This window comes from Clostridium cylindrosporum DSM 605 (genome assembly GCF_001047375.1).
Classification (GTDB): Bacteria; Bacillota; Clostridia; order Clostridiales; family Caloramatoraceae; genus Clostridium_AB; species Clostridium_AB cylindrosporum.
Genome location: NZ_LFVU01000006.1, coordinates 23,226 through 41,375 on the forward strand (window position 1 = coordinate 23,226; position 18,150 = coordinate 41,375).

Consider the following 18,150-nt stretch of genomic DNA (forward strand, 5'->3'; position numbering starts at 1 on the left):
GTTAGAACCTCACTCTTATTGAATTTGCGTGTGCAGTTAACCCCTCATTCTCTGCAAATGTTATTATATCATCTTTAACGCCTGCTAAGTCATCCTTTGAGTAATAAATAAGGCTTGATTTCTTAACATAATCCTGTACTCCAAGTGGTGATGAGAATCTTGCTGTTCCACTTGTAGGAAGAGTGTGGTTAGGTCCTGCAAAGTAATCTCCAAGAGGTTCTGGTGAATATTTTCCAAGGAATATCGCCCCTGCATTTCTTATCTTAGGTAGGTATTCAAATGGATTATCTACCATAACTTCAAGGTGTTCAGGTGCTACTTGGTTTACAACTTCAAATGCTTCTTCAAGTGTTTCAACTAGGAATATAGCACTTTGGTTATCAATTGCACTTTGTGCCATTTCACATTTTGGAAGTGACTTTAATTGTACATCTACTTCCTTTGATACTCTTTCAGCTAGATCACTTGAAGTAGTAACAAGTACACTTGCTGCCATTTCATCATGTTCAGCTTGTGATAAAAGATCTGCTGCGATTAGCTTTTCGTCTCCATCCTCTGCTATTATACAAATTTCTGAAGGTCCTGCTATCATATCTATTCCAACTTTTCCAAATACCATTCTCTTAGCTCTTGCAACAAATATATTTCCTGGTCCTACAATCTTATAAGTTGGCTTTATTGTTTCAGTCCCATATGCAAGTGCAGCAACTGCTTGTGCTCCACCTATTTTATATATTTCATCTATTCCACAAACATAAGCTGATGCTAGAATATATGGGTTTACCTTTCCATCAGCTAGTGGTGGAGTTACCATTGCAATAGACTTTACCCCTGCAACTAAAGCTGGTACAGCGTCCATTAAAACAGTTGATGGGTATGCAGCCTTTCCTCCTGGCACATATATACCAACTCTTTCAATTGGAGTTACAACCTGACCTAGTATGCTACCATTTCCTTCGTTTGTCATCCATGACTTTTCAACTTGTTTTTCGTGGTAACTTACAATATTCGCCTTAGCTTTTTCAAGTATTCTTATAAAGTCTTCTCCAACTTCCTTAACAGCTTCCTTAACTTCTTCTTCAGTTACTCTTAAAGATTCAAGTTTTACCTTATCAAACTTTTCTGTGTATTCGATTAGGGCACTATCTCCTCTTTTTCTTATATCAGATATAATTCCCTCTACTATTTCGTCTATTTTATCAAATGAGTCTTCTCCTCTATTAAGCATCTTCTCAACTAATTCTATATAATTCTCACTATTAACTTTAACTATTTTCATTTATTTATCCTCCTTAACTAAAGCGCGTGTTTTTTCTATTATTTCTTCTATTTTTTCATTTTTAACCTTAAAGCTTGCTCTGTTTACAACCATTTTTGCACTTATAGAACATATATCTTCTATAACAACAAGACCATTTTCCTTAAGTGTTGTTCCAGTTTCTACAATGTCTACTATTACATCTGAAAGGCCAACAAGGGGTGCAAGTTCAACTGAACCGTTAAGCTTAATAATATCAATATCTTCACCTTTTTTGCTAAAATGCATCTTTGCAACATGTGGATACTTTGTAGCAACCTTTAATTTGCCTGACTTACCATAGCTGTATCCAGTAGGTGCCGCAACTGAAAACTTACATTTTCCAAAGTTAAGGTCAAGTATTTCATAAAGCTCCCTATTTTCCTCAAGTAGTGTATCCTTACCAACAACCCCTATATCAGCAGCTCCTCTTTCAACATAAACAGGAACATCAGTAGCCTTAACAAAAACAAGTCTAACTTTATCCTTTTTATTTTCAAATATTAATTTTCTACTATCATCTGAATAATCATCAAATGTTATTCCTATTTTTTCAAGTAGCTCTATGCTTTTTTTAGCTATTCTGCCTTTACCTAATGCTATATTAATATAATCCAACTACCTAACCCCCTTACACCATTTTCCCTAAACTTTCTATAAATTCATAGGTTCCTTCGAAGGATTCTTTATCATCTTCTTTATTAGAAATGTAAATTCTATCCTTAATAAGTATTATCCTATTATACCCATTTAAACCTGACTCATTACCCTTTAACTTTCTTGTATCAACACTATAACCTGCATCGCGAAGTAGACTTGCAATTCTTATAGCATCCTTTCTTTTGTCTGTCTCATAAATGATTCCATAATCTACATTTTCAACAGCCTCATCGCAAAGAGAATTTATTTTCATAGCCTCTATAATGGCATCTATATTTATGCCAAAGCCAGTTGATGGCATATATTCTCCATATGTTTTAGTTAGATTATCATATCTACCTCCACCTAAAACTTCACGTCCATATCCATTAACATATCCTTTAAAAACAAGTCCTGTATAATAGTTTATATGGCTTACAATTCCAAGGTCAGCTAGGATGTACTTTTCATAACCATATTCCTTTAATACCTCATAGATTTTCCCTAGGTTATCTACAGCCTTTTTCATGTTTTCATTAAGCGAAAGTTCTTTAGCCCTTTCTATAACCCTATCTACATTTCCATATAAACTTGGTAGACTTAATATAACCTTTTTAACATTTTCATCTATACTTAAGCTGTGGATATAAAACTCAAGTCCTGTAAAATTTTTAGCTTCTATATATTTTTTTATTTCATTTATTTCACTATTTAAAAGCTTAGTTTCATCAAGTAGACACTTAAAATATGATGCCTCACCTATATCAATTTTAAAATTATTAAATCCACATTTTAAAAGAGACTTTATAGCAATTACTATAATTTCAGCATCTGAATCTACTCCCTCTTCTCCAAGGAATTCTACACCTGATTGAATAAATTCTGCTTTTCCTCCGTTTTCAATACTTTGCATTCTATATACACTTGTTGAGTATGAAAACTTTAGCGCCTCTTTTTTCTCCTTATAGCTTGATAACCCCATTCTAGCTATTGGAATAGTAACGTCTGGTCTTAAAACAAGGATTCTTCCATTTCTATCTATTAACTTAAACATTTCTTCCTTGTCTATAGTTCCCTTAATGTCATTGAAAAGGTCGTAGTATTCAAATGTTGGAGTTAATATCTGCTTATATCCAAAACTTTTAAACACCTGATTAATCCCCTCTATTACCTTGTCTTTCATCCCAAATTCTAAGCTATTAATATCCTCAACACCTTCAGGTACAAATCCCTTAATACTCTCCATAACCTTTCCCCCTTATCTATATTCACGATTTCACTCTTTATCACTTTATCAAGTTAAATTAATAATATCATAAAGTTTTTTTTCTTTAAAGTCAATATGTTTTGTGTTAAATTTTATATATATTAGGTTTAGGAGGTAAACATATGAAAAGAGCATTAATAAGTGTTTCTGATAAAACAAATCTTATACCATTTGCTAATTTTCTAGTAGAAAAGGGTTATGAAATAATATCAACAGGGGGAACCTATACTTATCTTTTAGATAACAAAATAAACGCTATAGAAATAAAAGATGTTACTGGGTTTGAAGAAATATTAGACGGGAGAGTTAAAACACTTCACCCACTAATTCATGCTGGAATACTATACAGAAGAGATGATAAATCACATGTAGAAACAATTGAAAAAATGAACTGTGAAAGTATTGATATGGTAATAGTTAATCTATATCCATTTTTTCAAAATGTAAATTCTAATATTTCCTTTGATGAAAAAATAGAATATATAGATATCGGCGGCCCATCATTAATAAGAGGGGCATCTAAAAACTTTAAATATTCTGTTCCTGTTATTGATCCAAATGACTATGAAGATATAATGAATGAAATAAACTCAAATGGTTCACTATCCTTTGAAAAGAAAAAATATCTTGCTGGGAAAGCCTTTTCATACACAGCTGTGTATGATAGCGCAATATCTAGCTTTCTACTTGAAGAAGATTTTCCTGAGTTCTATTCAGGGTCATTTAAAAGAGAAAGTACACTAAGATATGGAGAAAATCCTCATCAAAAAGCAGCCTTTTATACTTCTCTTAATAAAGATGGTTCATTAAAAGACTTTAATATACTTCAAGGGAAAGCCCTTTCATATAATAATATTCGTGATATTGACGTAGCATGGAAAATTGTTAATGAATTCGATGAATGTGCATGCTCTGCAGTTAAGCATAATATACCATGTGGTGCAGCTGTAGCTAATTCTCCACTTGAAGCATACACAAAGGCCTACGAATGTGATAGTACATCAATATTTGGTGGAATTGTAGCATTTAATAGAGAAGTTGAACTAGATCTTGCTGAGAAGTTAAGTGAAACATTCTTAGAAGTTATAATAGCTCCTAAGTTTAGTACTGATGCTAGAGAATTTTTCTCTAAGAAAGTTAATCTTAGACTAATTGAAATTAATACTCCAAAGGTAGAAAATGAAATACAAGTTATTTCAGTATCCGGTGGACTTCTACTTCAAAGTAATGATTCAAAGGTATTAGATAAATTAGAAGTTGTAACAAACACATCTCCATCTAAAGAGGATTTAGATGATATGGTATTTGGAATGAAAATAGCAAAATACGTTAAATCTAATGCAATATTAGTAGTTAAAGATGGAAAAACTATTGGAATATCAGGGGGAGAGGTTAGTAGAATAGGTGCAGCTAAAAATGCCTTAAATATGTCAGGTGGAAAAGGCGTTCTTATATCAGATGCATTTTTCCCATTTGATGATATTGTAACATTATGTAAGGAATATAATATATCATCAATTGTTCAGCCTGGAGGGTCAATTCATGATGATGCATCAATTAATAAATGTAATGAACTAGATATTCCTATGGTATTTACAGGAATACGTCACTTTAATCACTAAAAAACTGGATAGGGTTTTCCTTATCCAGTTTTTCATATTAATATTTATCTTTCAAAATCATCACTTACTATGTTTATATTTATTTCTTCAATATTACAAATCTCATCAAGTATGCTAAGCACCTTTTTATAACCTTCTAGAATAAGGTTATTATTATATAAGTCCTTGTAGCTTAACTGTTTATCATCTAAATCTATTACAATATTATAATTATCTCCATAAATTTTTCTTAGAAGACTTGTATATGCGTCTACGATTACTGATTCTTCATATCTTTCATATCCTATTGTTATATAATTTAACCTATCTATTATACCGTATAATTGATATATATAACTTAACTCTTTAATTGAATATTTTTGTGAAAGTGACGCAACATGTAAGGAATAATCCTTAGTCGAAGGAATAGAATAGTAATTTATTTCTCTCTTTTCTTTATAGTTACTACAAAATCTTATACTTTGAAATATTGAGTTTGCAATATCAAGTCTAACAATATTAGCACTTATTGCTATATTCTTGTTTCGATGATATAAATCATACTTTCTATTCTCTTCTAAAATCCTATACTGCTCTTTAATACTTTCACAATTGGTTTTCTTAGCAATAATCCAACTACAATATGAACCAACTAAACTTCCTATTAAAATAGAAATTGTTGATAATATAGAAGTTGTATACTTACTAAAAATCTCATATAGTATCATGAAACCACCTATTAATATTATTTTATTGTAGTTTCCCACCCTATGAAAAATATATTCTTAAACTTAATAATTTATAATTTTGGATCTCTCTTCTATCTTCTTAAGTACCCTTGACTTTTCCTCACCTTCCAAGATATATGGTCTATAATCATTTGAGCCTTCACTTGAAGATATAGATACAGGTATTGTTAAAGGAGTTTCTATTTTAATATTTTTTTTGCTTGAATCAAATTTAAAACTTTGTTGATATATAAATGAATCTTTGTCTTTAGGATTTGTATTTCCACCAAAGCTAAAGTTTCCAAGACTATATACTATGTACTTTCCATTATACTCCTCTATACCTTGAATTACATGGGGATGATGTCCAAGCACTAGGTCTGCGCCACTATCTATTGCTAGTTTACCTAAGCTTTTTTGTATATTATTAGGGGTTTTTGCCCTTTCATCACCCCAATGAAAAGATACTATAATAAGATTTACTTCACTTTTTAATCTTTTTATTTCAAGTTCAATATTCTTTTTTATTTGATTACTACTACTCCATCCTTTATATCCTAAAAGACCTATTTTTATTCCATTCTTTTCTATTATAGACTTTTCATTATTACCAAAATACTCTATTCCATCACCCTTTAAGTATTTTTTAGTATCATCGTAGGCAATCTGACCATAATCCATACTGTGGTTATTAGCAAGATTTACTGCCTCTACACTACCAGTAGTTAATATTTTAGTATATTCCGGACTTCCCCTAAAAGAAAATCTTTTCGATGATTTTTCTCCTCTTGTAGTAAGTGGTCCCTCTAAATTAGCTATTGTGAGACTGTCTGATGATAATATATTTTTAACCCCGGAAAAGAAATAAGATGGATCATCTTTTTTGTTATAAACAGAGGTAAAACTATTTCCCCTATCATCGGTATCTGATCCAAGTGTACAATCTCCTACTGCACTTATTTTTATTATAGTTTCATTAACATCCTTCACCTTGCTTAATGAATCTTTATTTGACTCTCTATTTTTTAATAATATATTACCTTCAGATGAATCCATATTCTTAGATGATCTTGATACTTCAATCATCTTATAAAGCGAAAATATCATAGTACATAAAAAAACCAAAGAACACAATGTAAATGTAAATAATAACTTTCTTTCTTTTTTTACCTTTAACTTCCTCCCCTTATTACTCATAATATCACCCCATTTTATAATTAATCTAATAAAACATATATGAAAGTATTAATAATTTTATTAATATTAGGCTAATTATAGCATTAAAACATTTGAATAAATATGAAATAAAAAAGTAATAGCTATAGATATCTTCTATAGTTATTACTTACAAACATAAAAATTATTAACTTTTATCATTATTCTGAGAGCTTTAATATAGCATTGGAATATATCTTACAGCATGTTATTAGGTCTTCAACTGATATATACTCATTTGGTTTATGAGCCACATCTTCATTTCCAGGGAAACTAGGACCAAATGCTACTGTATTTGGCATCTCCTTTGCATATGTCCCACCCCCAATGGTTATTGGTCCTACATCTTCTCCTGTAATTTTACAATATACATCCTGTAGTGACTTTACTAATGGATGGTCTACATCAAAGTATAATGGATCGTTATATGTAAGGTTTTGAATTTTCATACCTTCTTTTATTAAATTTTTCTTTAGAGGCTTCATAACATCTTCAAGTTTAAATGTAACAGGATGTCTAACATCAAGAGAAACCAGACATCTTTCCATTTTAACGTCAATTATTCCAAGATTCATGGAAAGACTTCCTGAAACCTCATCATGAAGATTTATTTCAAGGCCTTCACCCTTTGTTGAAAAACTAATTTTATTATTAAGAAAACTTATAAATTCTCCTAAGCTTCCGTTTAAATTAAGTAATGCTAAAAGATTAACAAGCTGCATAATAGCATTTTTCCCAAGATGAGGCGTACTTCCATGTGCTGATACTCCATAACTTTTTATTATAAATCCCATATCTGTTTCTTCAAATTTCATATCAAAATATGTATCATCTATAAATCTTTTAAAGATATCTATAAATTTACTTTTCTCCTCTGTTAGGATTTCTGATTCGCAGTAATCTGGAACCATATTCTCCCTTGTTCCACCTTTAATATATACTACCTTAAAGCTTGAAGTTTGCCTATCTAATACTTCTTTCATTACATCGAAAATAAGTAATCCCTTTTCACCATGTATAACAGGAAAATCTGCATCAGGAGTAAATCCCATTATAGGAGGCTTTTCTCTCTCTAAGTAATATGGAATATCTGTACAACCGGTTTCTTCATTCGTCCCAAAAATAATTCTTACTCTTTTATTTATTTTTATATTTGAGTCTTTAATAGCCTTTAGAGCATAAAGAGCTGCAATAGTAGGTCCCTTATCATCAAGTGCACCTCGACCATAAATCTTTCCATCTATTAAATCTCCTGAATATGGACTTCCTATCCATCCTTCTCCCTCTGGTACAACATCTAGATGACCAAGAATAGCAATATATTCATCGCCTTCTCCAAATTCCGCATAACCTATATAGTTATCAAGATTAACAACTTTAAAGCCCATTTTTCTTGATAAATTAAGTGCATAATCTAAAGCTTTTTGTATGTTTTCTCCAAATGGCATATTATCCTTTGGAGATGATTCAATACTTTCTATAGCTATTAATTCCCTTGTAGATTTTATTATCTCTTCTCTTAATACATCAATTGTCTTTTCTAAATTCACTATGTACACTCCTTTAAGACTATATAACTAAAAAAAGGTGCATAGGCACCTTAAAAATAACTTAGTTCATTTTTCCATACATTTTCATAGGAAACTTCTTCTATGCTCTTTTTATCTATTAAATCAGTATTTCCATTATCCCCAGTAGGATCTTCAGCATAACCTATAGGAGATATCCCTATAACCTTATACTTCTTAGGAATATCTAATGCATTTTTAAGTTCATCCTCATTTTCAACCTCAATCCAGCATGAACCAAGTTCTTCATTAGTAGCTGCAAGTAGAATGTTATACATTACAATAGCTCCGTCAAACATATAATATTTGTTTTCTCTCTGATCTTCAGAAGCTCCTGCATCTGCTACAACAACTACTGAAAAAGGCGCTTCTACAAACCCCTTTTTCCCTCTATTATCCTCTGGAATAATTGCTTCTATCATACCTTTAACATTACTATCAGTAATTAATAGTACCTTAAAGCTTTGAAGATTCCTATAAGATGGGCATAAAGTAACACTTTCTAATATACTTTGTATTTTTTCCTTTGGAACATCCTGATCCTTAAAAGATTTTACACTATGTCTTGATTTTAGTAGAGTTAAAAAATCCAAGTATATCACCTCCTAAGGATAGTATGCCTATATTTTAAATTTGAAATTCACTTATTTAGACTTCTTTATCTTATTTTTAATTTTTGCTAAGAAAAAGTCCATTTCTGACATTTTAAATTTATAAGCAATATAAAAGTATAGTGGTATTCCTATAATCATTGCTGAACCTACGGCAATTACTTCGTCAAGTTTAGTTTCTACCCCTACAATACTTTCCATAGTTCTAGCTATAATAAGAACTGCTCCTCCCATAATAAAGGATGCTATAGATGCCTTAGTTGAAGATTTTACAATTTCCTTTGTTCTAAGGCCCTTTGTTTTCATCTTAAGTCCCCTATATAGAAGATACATATTTATCATACTTGAAATCGAATACGCAAGTGAAACTCCAGCAATGCCAAGTGGGGTTAAAAATGTTAATCCAGCACTTAAAATAGCATTTACAGCAACAGTTATAGCAGCAACCTTAACCGGAGTTTTTGTATCTTGAATAGCATAGAATCCCCTTGTTATAATTTGAACTCCAGATTGTCCTATAAGTCCTAAACTATAACATGCGAGAATAACACCAGTTATTTTAACGTCTGATTCTGTAAATGAACCGGATTTATATAGTACACGAATTACAGGCTCACTTAAAACTATCATACCAACAGCTGCAGGTATTGTTATAAACATTATTGTTCTAAACCCCTCAGAGAAAGTATCTTTAAAGCCTTCATATTCTTTTCTTGCAATTTGGGTATTCATTACTGGAAACAATGTAGTTGCAATCCCCATAGCAAATATCCCAAGTGGAAGAAGCATTACTCTATTTGCATATCTTACTAGGGATATATATCCATCACCTACTAATGATGCAATACTTTGGTTTATTACAATATTAAGCTGACTTACTGAAAGCCCAATAATTGCAGGAACCATAAGTGTAATCATTCTTCTAAAACCAGGGTCTTTAAAATCTAAGGATAACTTTAAGTATTTAGCTCCTCCAACTCTTCTAAAATCAGGTACCTGAACTAAAAAGTTCATCACCGCACCTAATATAACACCTATTGTCATTCCATATATTCCAAGTGATGTTGCTCCAAGTACCATTGCTCCAAGTATCATTCCTACATTATATAAAACAGGACCAATAGCTGGAGATGTAAATACTTTATATGAATTAAGTATTCCTCTAAGAAGACCTGCTAATACTGTAAATGTAACAGCAGTAAACATTATTTGAGTAAGATTTACTGTTAATTCAAATCCAGCTGGTGTTTTAACCATACCTGGAGCTACAAAAGGTACCAAGTATCTTGCAAATGTCATTCCAAGAATATTAAAAATGATTATAAATATCATAGAAATAGTTATAAATGAATTTGCAGACTTCCATGCTTCTTTTTCTTCTCCTCTAGCTAAATAAGAAGTAAATACAGGCATAAATCCTGAACTTAGTGCACCTGCTATAAGTAGGTTAAACATTACATCTGGTATAGTAAAAGCTGCAAAAAAAGCATCTGTTTGAACTGAAGCCCCATATACACTTGCAACAATTACTTCTCTTACAAAACCTAATAATCTACTTATAAAAAGGGTTAGCATAACTATAATTGTGGCCCTTTTTATATTTTCCTCTTTTCCTTGGTTCGCTACCATATTTCCATCTCCTTGCTATTATGCATATCCTTTAAATTATAATTGAACAAATTCTATAATTCAACATAATTACTTTTATTTTGTCATTAGTATTAGCTTAATTTTTATTTTTGTAGCTTAATTTACTAAACCATGTATTACTAATATCCTTTAAATTAGATTTTGTATTAATATCAACCAAATAGTTACTATTTCCCTTTGACTTAGTAGCAGTATCCAATCTATATAGTCCAAAAACAGCCACTATTATAGATAGCCCAAATATAAGCGACATTGTTCTATATTTAGACAATTCTAATCCCTCCTAGATAAAGTTTTTAATATAAACATCGGTAGAACTTTTACCCTACTTATTCTTCTAGGTTCCTTAATCAATCTATATACCCACTCACTTCCGCACTTTTGCATCCAAACAGGTGCCCTATTAATATCCCCACAAATAACGTCAAAACTTCCTCCGACACCCATGAAAATATTACAATTTAACCTATCCATATTTTTTGTAATCCACTTTTCCTGCATAGGACTTCCAAGAGCTACAAATAAAATATTAGCCCCTGAATCGTTTATCTCATTTATAACTTTTTCCTCATCCTTAAAATATCCATCCTGTACACCAACTATTTGAATATCATTTATTTCTTCTTTTAGCTTTTCAGAGGCTCTTCTAGCAACCTCTGGTTTTGCCCCAAGTAAAAATATTTTATATTTCTTTTTAGATGCACCTATACAGATATTTTTCATAAGGTCTATTCCTGTAACCCTACTTTTAATGTTTCCATTACTTAGCCTCGATGCAAGAACCACACCTGATCCATCTGGAATTTTTAAATCCGCACTATTAATAAGCTCCAAAAGACTATTATCATCTTGAGCTTTCATTATTTTTTCAGGGTTTATTGCAACTATAAAGGTCTTTTTATTTTCTAATATTACATTATCTAGTTTTAGTAGAATCTCATCCATACTATAAGTCGAAACTTCTACCCCTAAATACTTCTCATTTTTCATACTATTCCCCCATTAAGATATTATTCCATATTTCTTCATAGGAATCTGCAAGAGCTTTAATTGAAAACTTATTTAATACATCTTCACGAAGTCTATCTCCAAATTCCTTTGAAAAACTACTATTTTCTAATAGTAAAGTTAACTTTTCAGCTATATCATTTATACTACCTGGAATAGTTAAAAGCCCATTTTCCATAGACTTTATAATCTCAGGTATGCCACCTACATTTGAGGCAACTACGCATTTACCGTATAAACCTGACTCTAGTATAACAAGTGGAAAGCTTTCTGAATATGAGGTGAGTACAGTGAATTCAGCTAACCTAAAAAAATCACCTGGTTCCTTAAATCCTACAAACATTATATTATTTTTTATTTTATAACTTTGTATAAGATTTACTAATTCTTCTTTTAAACTTCCATCTCCAACCAATATTATGCCAGTATCTTTTATTTGTTCATAAATTAATTCACATGCATTTAAAAAATCCCTATGTCCCTTTATAGGATGTAGTCTTGCTACCATTACTATGTATCTTTTAAATATTTTTAAAGAGTACTTATCTATAATCTCATTATAATCCAAAGTAGAAATTGTCTCTTTTGTGTCTATACCATTATAAACTGTAAATATCCTATTTTCTCTAAAACCTCTTTTTATTAGTAGCTTTTTAAAATTTTCTGAAACAGCAATATAGTTATTAAATGATTTTAATGCTATTTTATTTATATTTGTATATATAAGTGTTTTGTATGTATTTCCCTTATAATCACTTTCATAATCACTATGTATAGTAGTAACGTATTTTACCTTTAAGAATTTTTTTAGAAAATAACATATAAAGTTGGCTCTACCTCCATGGGAATTAATAATATCTACACCTTCACTTTTACATATACTTTTTATTTTACTTACAATAGATAAATCAAACCTCTTTTCTTGTTTAACAAGGTAAGTTTTAAGTCCCATAGCTTTAGCTTCTTTATATAATTCTCCCTCTATAAAACAAAGTATAATGTTTTTACTTTTTCTCTCCTTCATCTCATTAGCTAATGATAAAAGATGTTTCTTTGAACCACCGGACTCTCCTCCGCTTATCATATGAAGAATAATCATAACTTTCTACCTCCAAAAAATAAAAGGGTATAAAAATACCCTTTTATTATATCAAACAATTATACTTATAATAAATACAACTATATAGTTGTATAAACAATATTTGAACTATTTAATTCGTCTTTTATACCTTTAAATAGGTTTCTTGTGTCAAATACTACCGCATTTTTATTAACTGAAGATATTATGCTATCTGCAGTAATTTCATCAAATTGTTTTTGCTTAGCAAGAACAACAATAGCATCCTTTCCATTTAAAACCTTATCTAATGAATCTACCTTAAAATCATAATCAGTTGGTACTGCAGGATCAAATGCTTCAACCTTTGCACCAGCTTCAATAAGTAGTTTTATAATTTCGATTGGTGGACTTATTCTATCATCATTTGAATAATCCTTCATAGCAAATCCTAAAACTCCAACCTTAGCACCTGAAAGTTCCTTTGATACTGATTTTAATGAATCCTTTAAAATATTTACCATAACATTTGGAAGGTCAGCATTCTTTTCACGGCAAAGTTTTAAAATATCCATAGTCATATTCATTTCAGTTGCCTTTGGCTCTATATAATGGTATGCATTAGGTATACAGTAACCTCCAACTCCAGGTCCTGGAGTAAGTAAATTTACTCTTTTATGAGTGTTTGCAACTTCTATAACTTCATGAATACTAACTCCAAGCGCCTCTGTAAATCTTGCAAATTCTTGAACCATTGCTATATTTACATCTCTTTGAACATTTTCGAATACCTTAGAAGTTTCAACTATTTTAATTTCACTTGCAACTATTACAGGAACTTGGCAAACAACCTCTAGAAGTTCTTTTGCTCTAGCAGCACTCTCAGCGTTAACTCCTGCTGTTATTGTTGGCATGTATGCAAATTCATCAAAAGCAAATCCTTCAGCTATTCTTTCTGATGAATATGCTAGATAAAAGTCAACTCCTGCCTTCATACCTGATTCTTCTTCAAGAATTGGTAGAACCTTGTCCTCTGTTGTTCCAGGAACAACTGTACTTCTAACTAGTACAAGGTCACCTTTCTTAAGATACTTACCAATAGTTTTGCAGCATTCAATTACTTCTGTCATTCCTACTGTTAATACAATATTATTACACTTTTCAAGTGCTCCTGGAATATCTGCAGTAGCTCTATATCTACCTGCCTCAAGTTCCTCATTTAATATTGTTTGAATTGTTTTACCCTCAAAACATTCAGTGTGATGTGTTATTCCTTTGTTAGTTTCATTTACTAGCTTTTCAAGTATATCTACTCCATATACATTACATCCTCTAAATGAGAAGCTTAGTGATAATGGAAGACCAACAAATCCTTGTCCAAATACCGCGACATTTTCTAAGTGACTTTTAACCTTATCCATGGTTTGCTACTCCCTTCTTACTTTCAATATAGTATCCCTTATAAAGCATGGCTGTTATTATCCATACTAGTACATTAAGCTGAGGTATAAACATTAAATTATTTAAGAAATTTTGGAATAGATAAGCACACCAAAATCCTATAAATGATAACGCAACTAAATTATACCTTTTTGTATATCTATACACCTTAAATGTTATATGTGTTAGAGAAGCATATATTAATATAAATAATACTCCTCCTATTGCTCCAAGTTCTGCAAGCATTTTTATATATGAATTATGGGTTGTAAATATTGTTCTTCCTGCATAAAGTTCATGATACTTTGATATATATTCTCTATATCTGAATAGGAAATTACCATTTCCAACCCCAAGTAATGGATAGTCTTTAAACATTTCAAGTCCCGTTTTCCATATTTTCACCCTAACACCTTCTGATGCATTGTGCGGATCAAATATTGATAGGAACCTTTGCCTAGTTGCAGGTAATATTAATGCAGCTACAATCAAAGCTGGTATAGATAGAAGCATTCTTCTATATCTTAAAATAGATATTACTAAAAGCCCTAATCCAAAGCCAAGCCATGATCCCCTTGTAGATGAAAAAATTAGATTGAAAAGAAACAGTAAAAATACTAATCCATTTAATAACCTACTTCCTCTTTTTTCTACAAAGCAGATAATAGGATAAAATATAACCATATTTATAGCTGCACCCCAATAGTTAGGATTCTCAAATGTAGAGTATATTCTTCCACGTCCAAGGGGATGATAAGTACCATTATCATAAAACCCTGAAAGATTAAAGATAAACTGCACTACTCCAAACAAAGACGCAATAATCATAACTATATAAAATATAGACAGTGATTTTTTAATAAAATCATTATCAGAAACTATAAGTATAATATAAAAAATCACTACGTACTCTATAAATCTAATTGTTTCAGTTATTGCTGCTACTTTATTCTGTGCATAAAATACTGAAGAAAGTGAAATTATTGTAAAAAGCACTGCAAGTACCCCAAGAAATTTCATTTCCTTAGACTTAACCACATTTAAATAGGACCTATCTTTTATACAATTTAAGGATATATATGCTATACCAAATAATATAGCTAATCCTCCAAATACTGTATCAGCTGCAATAGGTATAAATGATATTTTTGTTTTTACAGGAACTAGGGGAACAATTATTATGAAGGTATATAAAATAATATTTAATATATTTTTTAGTTTCATATATTTCCTCCATTTATAACCTAATATGCACCCTCTCTTAAAAGAACTACTTTAAATGTTTTAAAGAAAATCTTTATATCATTCCAAAGTGAAAAAGTCTCTACATAGGTTACATCAAATTTTATAGTTTCCTTAAGTTCTAGATTTCCTCTTCCGTTAACTTGAGCAAGTCCAGATACTCCTGGCTTCATAAGAAGCCTTATTTTTTCGTAATCATTATAAAGATTTGCAATATCAGGAATCTCTGGTCTTGGACCAATAAGACTCATATCTCCCTTTAAAATGTTTATAAGCTGAGGAAGTTCATCAAGGCTTGTTTTTCTAAGAAATTTACCTGATTTAGTTATTCTCGGATCTTCCTTTTCTTGAAAAACAAAATTATCTAAAGTTTCACGATTAAATTCTCTATTGAACATCTTATCTGCATCTTTAACCATTGTCCTAAATTTATATATAGTAAATGGCGTGCCATTTAAACCTACTCTAGTTTGTTTAAACACAGCCTCTCCTTTAGAGTCTAGTTTTATCCACAGTATTAGCAATAAATATATAGGACTTAGAATAACAAGTAATATTAAGGAAATTAAAAGATCAAATAATCTTTTCAAGCTTAATTGTAATCTTTTATTTGAAAGATTACTTTCTATTTTCTTCAATAATTCTTGTGACTGCATTTATAACATCCTCCACATCACTCTTTTTCATACTTGGATATAGTGGAAGTGATATCATACCGTCATAGGCTTTTTCAGCTACTGGGAAATCTCCTAACTTATAGCCAAATCTTTCAGCATAATAAGGGTGAAGATGCACAGGAATATAATGAACACTAGTGCCTATATTCTCCTCTGCAAGACGCTCTATAAATTTACTTCTATCTATAGTTAACATTTCTTCTTTTACTCTGATAACATATAAATGCCATGCATGTCTATTTCCTTCCACCTCAACTGGTGTGATTATTTCTTCAAACTTTGAAAACGCATCATTATATATGTCAGCATATTCTTTTCTTATATTTTGCATTTTTTCTATCTTATTTAGCTGACAAAGACCAAGTGCTGCTTGCATATCTGTCATATTATACTTATAACCTGGATAAAGTATTTCATAGAACCATGAACCACCTTTTCCAAACCTATTCCAAGCATTTTTACTCATTCCATGAAGACTCATAACTCTAGCCTTTTCTGCTATTTCATCACTATTTGTAGTTAGCATACCGCCTTCACCTGTACAAATATTTTTAGTAGCATAGAAACTAAATGATGTAGTGTCTCCAATTGACCCTATCATTTTACCTTTGTGTGTTGTGTATACAGCATGTGCTGCATCTTCTAGAACAAGTAAATTATGCTTTTTCGCAATTTCATTTATTCTATCTAGGTCACATGATTGTCCACCATAATGAACAGGGACAATAGCCTTTGTCTTTTCTGTAATTTTTTCTTCTATTTTACTTGGGTCTATACATAGAGTTTTAGCATCTATATCTGCGAAAACAGGTATAGCTCCTGTATGTATAATAGTGTTTGCACTTGCTGCAAATGTAAGTGGTGTTGTAATAACCTCATCACCTTCTCCTATTCCATTTGCAACTAAAGCTATATGAAGTGCTGCTGTACATGAGTTCATTGCAATAGCATGCTTTGCTCCAACATACTCAGCAAATCTTTTTTCAAATTCTATAGTCTTTGGTCCCTTTGAAAGCCAATTAGACTTTATTGCATCTACTACCTCGTTTATTTCCTCTTCTTCAATAAAAGGAAGTGCATAGGGTAAAAACTCTGTTCTCTTCATTATGAAAACACCTACCTCGACATTTTTGTATTCTTGTTTATTCTATCATAATTTTTACTTATGTGGAAAGTATAAATACCTTCTATAAATCCTAAACCATAACTTAAGTGTAGTATTAAAAAGCATAACATAATTCTTGGAACATACTTGTACTTACTATTACATGCCTTAACTGCATATACTAATGATAACGCTGCATATAGTCCTAAAACACTTAAAAACATTATCATAAGCACTTTTGAAAATATACTTAGAATCGTTCCAGCTATTATTCCACTAACAAAAATTAATGGAATAAGGTGTCTTATAGAGGCTGGTCTTTTATGCTTTTGTATAACACGCACTTTCCAAAATCCATATTGAAAATACTGTTTCCAAAGCTTACCTAGAGAACCTCTTGTATAATAGTGTGATTCAATACTTGGGCTTAAAAGCATGTTATATCCAGCTTTACTTACTCTAAAGTTTAATTCATCATCTTGATTTCTAACAAATTCCTCGTCAAATAAACCAACATTATCAAAAACTTCTCTTTTATATGCACCAAATGCAACAGTATCCACAAGCTCTTCTTTATCTGAATATCTAAATAGCGCATTCCCAACTCCAAATGGAGATCCCATTGCAAGTGATATTGCCTCTGAAAGATCATTTTCGCTTAGATTAATTATTCTTCCTCCAACAACAGCTATATTATCATCTTTAAGCTTTTCAACTGAATTTTTAACATAATCCTTATCCATATATGCATGGGCTCCAAAGATAATAATAATATCACCTTTTGCTTTTTTTATTCCTAAATTCATGGCAACTGGAGCAACCTTTTTTTCGTTAATAACAAGCTTAACATTAGGAACCTTTTTTGAGTATTCATTAACTATTTCCTGAGTTCTATCTGTAGACATACCATCTACTACTAGTACCTCTATATTTTCTATTCCATAGCTTTGCTTTGCCATAGAATCTACACATTTTTCAATGTAATTTTCTTCGTTTCTGCAGGGAATAACTATAGAAACAAACTTCTTCTTAGAATCATCCATCT

Annotated in this window: 17 protein-coding genes; 1 reads left to right on the forward strand and 16 read right to left on the reverse strand. The window is 30.9% G+C overall.

Translation table 11 applies throughout. The features are described from left to right. Position 1: 1 nt before the first annotated feature. From hisD to hisZ, 3 genes are read right to left on the reverse strand one after another with little or no spacing between them, the layout of a single operon-like run. Positions 2-1,279, reverse strand: coding sequence for a histidinol dehydrogenase (hisD, locus tag CLCY_RS03730; RefSeq protein WP_048569802.1), 1,278 nt, complete (start codon positions 1,277-1,279; stop codon positions 2-4). Continuing rightward, the gene (gene hisG, locus CLCY_RS03735) at positions 1,280-1,915 is read right to left on the reverse strand and encodes an ATP phosphoribosyltransferase (RefSeq protein ID WP_048569803.1); all 636 of its coding nucleotides are present in this window, start codon (positions 1,913-1,915) and stop codon (positions 1,280-1,282) included. Positions 1,916-1,928: 13 nt separating this feature from the next. After that, entirely contained in the window at positions 1,929-3,182 is a 1,254-nt protein-coding gene (gene hisZ / locus CLCY_RS03740; RefSeq protein WP_048569804.1) for an ATP phosphoribosyltransferase regulatory subunit, read from the reverse strand. 143 nt (positions 3,183-3,325) lie between these two features. Here hisZ and purH point away from each other — a divergent pair, with 143 nt between their 5' ends. Then, entirely contained in the window at positions 3,326-4,825 is a 1,500-nt protein-coding gene (gene purH, locus CLCY_RS03745) for a bifunctional phosphoribosylaminoimidazolecarboxamide formyltransferase/IMP cyclohydrolase (protein ID WP_048569805.1), read from the forward strand. A 44-nt stretch (positions 4,826-4,869) separates the two neighbouring features. On the opposite strand, the gene CLCY_RS03750 is transcribed toward purH, so the two are convergent. The 13 genes from CLCY_RS03750 to CLCY_RS03810 form a co-directional block, all read right to left on the reverse strand. Continuing rightward, positions 4,870-5,532: a hypothetical protein gene (locus CLCY_RS03750; RefSeq protein ID WP_048569806.1), complete on the reverse strand. Its 663-nt coding sequence runs from the start codon at positions 5,530-5,532 to the stop codon at positions 4,870-4,872. A 63-nt stretch (positions 5,533-5,595) separates the two neighbouring features. After that, positions 5,596-6,729 carry a CapA family protein gene (locus tag CLCY_RS03755; protein ID WP_152668089.1) on the reverse strand — a complete coding sequence of 378 codons (1,134 nt, stop codon included), beginning with the start codon at positions 6,727-6,729 and terminating at the stop codon, positions 5,596-5,598. A gap of 179 nt (positions 6,730-6,908) precedes the next feature. Continuing rightward, the gene (gene pepV / locus CLCY_RS03760) at positions 6,909-8,297 is read right to left on the reverse strand and encodes a dipeptidase PepV (protein ID WP_048569807.1); all 1,389 of its coding nucleotides are present in this window, start codon (positions 8,295-8,297) and stop codon (positions 6,909-6,911) included. Positions 8,298-8,347: 50 nt separating this feature from the next. Then, complete coding sequence (locus CLCY_RS03765; RefSeq protein WP_048569808.1) at positions 8,348-8,908, reverse strand: nitroreductase family protein; 561 nt, start codon at positions 8,906-8,908, stop codon at positions 8,348-8,350. A gap of 51 nt (positions 8,909-8,959) precedes the next feature. Beyond that, on the reverse strand, positions 8,960-10,555 hold the full coding sequence (murJ, locus tag CLCY_RS03770) for a murein biosynthesis integral membrane protein MurJ (RefSeq protein WP_048569809.1): 1,596 nt from the start codon (positions 10,553-10,555) through the stop codon (positions 8,960-8,962). 97 nt (positions 10,556-10,652) lie between these two features. Beyond that, the gene (locus CLCY_RS03775; protein WP_048569810.1) at positions 10,653-10,847 is read right to left on the reverse strand and encodes a hypothetical protein; all 195 of its coding nucleotides are present in this window, start codon (positions 10,845-10,847) and stop codon (positions 10,653-10,655) included. Between the two features lie 2 nt (positions 10,848-10,849). Further along, positions 10,850-11,566, reverse strand: a complete 717-nt coding sequence (locus CLCY_RS03780) for a WecB/TagA/CpsF family glycosyltransferase (RefSeq protein ID WP_048569811.1) — start codon at positions 11,564-11,566, stop codon at positions 10,850-10,852. A gap of 1 nt (position 11,567) precedes the next feature. Continuing rightward, positions 11,568-12,683 (reverse strand): glycosyltransferase family 4 protein, encoded by a 1,116-nt coding sequence (locus CLCY_RS03785; protein WP_048569812.1) that lies wholly within the window; start codon positions 12,681-12,683, stop codon positions 11,568-11,570. Between the two features lie 80 nt (positions 12,684-12,763). Further along, positions 12,764-14,062 carry a nucleotide sugar dehydrogenase gene (locus CLCY_RS03790; protein ID WP_048569813.1) on the reverse strand — a complete coding sequence of 433 codons (1,299 nt, stop codon included), beginning with the start codon at positions 14,060-14,062 and terminating at the stop codon, positions 12,764-12,766. Next, a complete protein-coding gene (locus tag CLCY_RS03795; RefSeq protein WP_048569814.1) occupies positions 14,055-15,305 on the reverse strand; it encodes an O-antigen ligase family protein in 1,251 nt (416 codons plus the stop codon). Before CLCY_RS03795 ends, CLCY_RS03790 begins: the two co-directional genes overlap by 8 nt. Positions 15,306-15,325: 20 nt before the next feature. Next, positions 15,326-15,979, reverse strand: coding sequence for a sugar transferase (locus tag CLCY_RS03800; RefSeq protein WP_048569815.1), 654 nt, complete (start codon positions 15,977-15,979; stop codon positions 15,326-15,328). Beyond that, positions 15,942-17,105, reverse strand: coding sequence for a DegT/DnrJ/EryC1/StrS family aminotransferase (locus CLCY_RS03805; protein ID WP_048569816.1), 1,164 nt, complete (start codon positions 17,103-17,105; stop codon positions 15,942-15,944). The genes CLCY_RS03800 and CLCY_RS03805 overlap by 38 nt, the downstream gene beginning before the upstream one ends. A gap of 11 nt (positions 17,106-17,116) precedes the next feature. Next, positions 17,117-18,148, reverse strand: a complete 1,032-nt coding sequence (locus tag CLCY_RS03810) for a glycosyltransferase family 2 protein (RefSeq protein WP_048569817.1) — start codon at positions 18,146-18,148, stop codon at positions 17,117-17,119. Between the last annotated feature and the right edge of the window lie 2 nt (positions 18,149-18,150).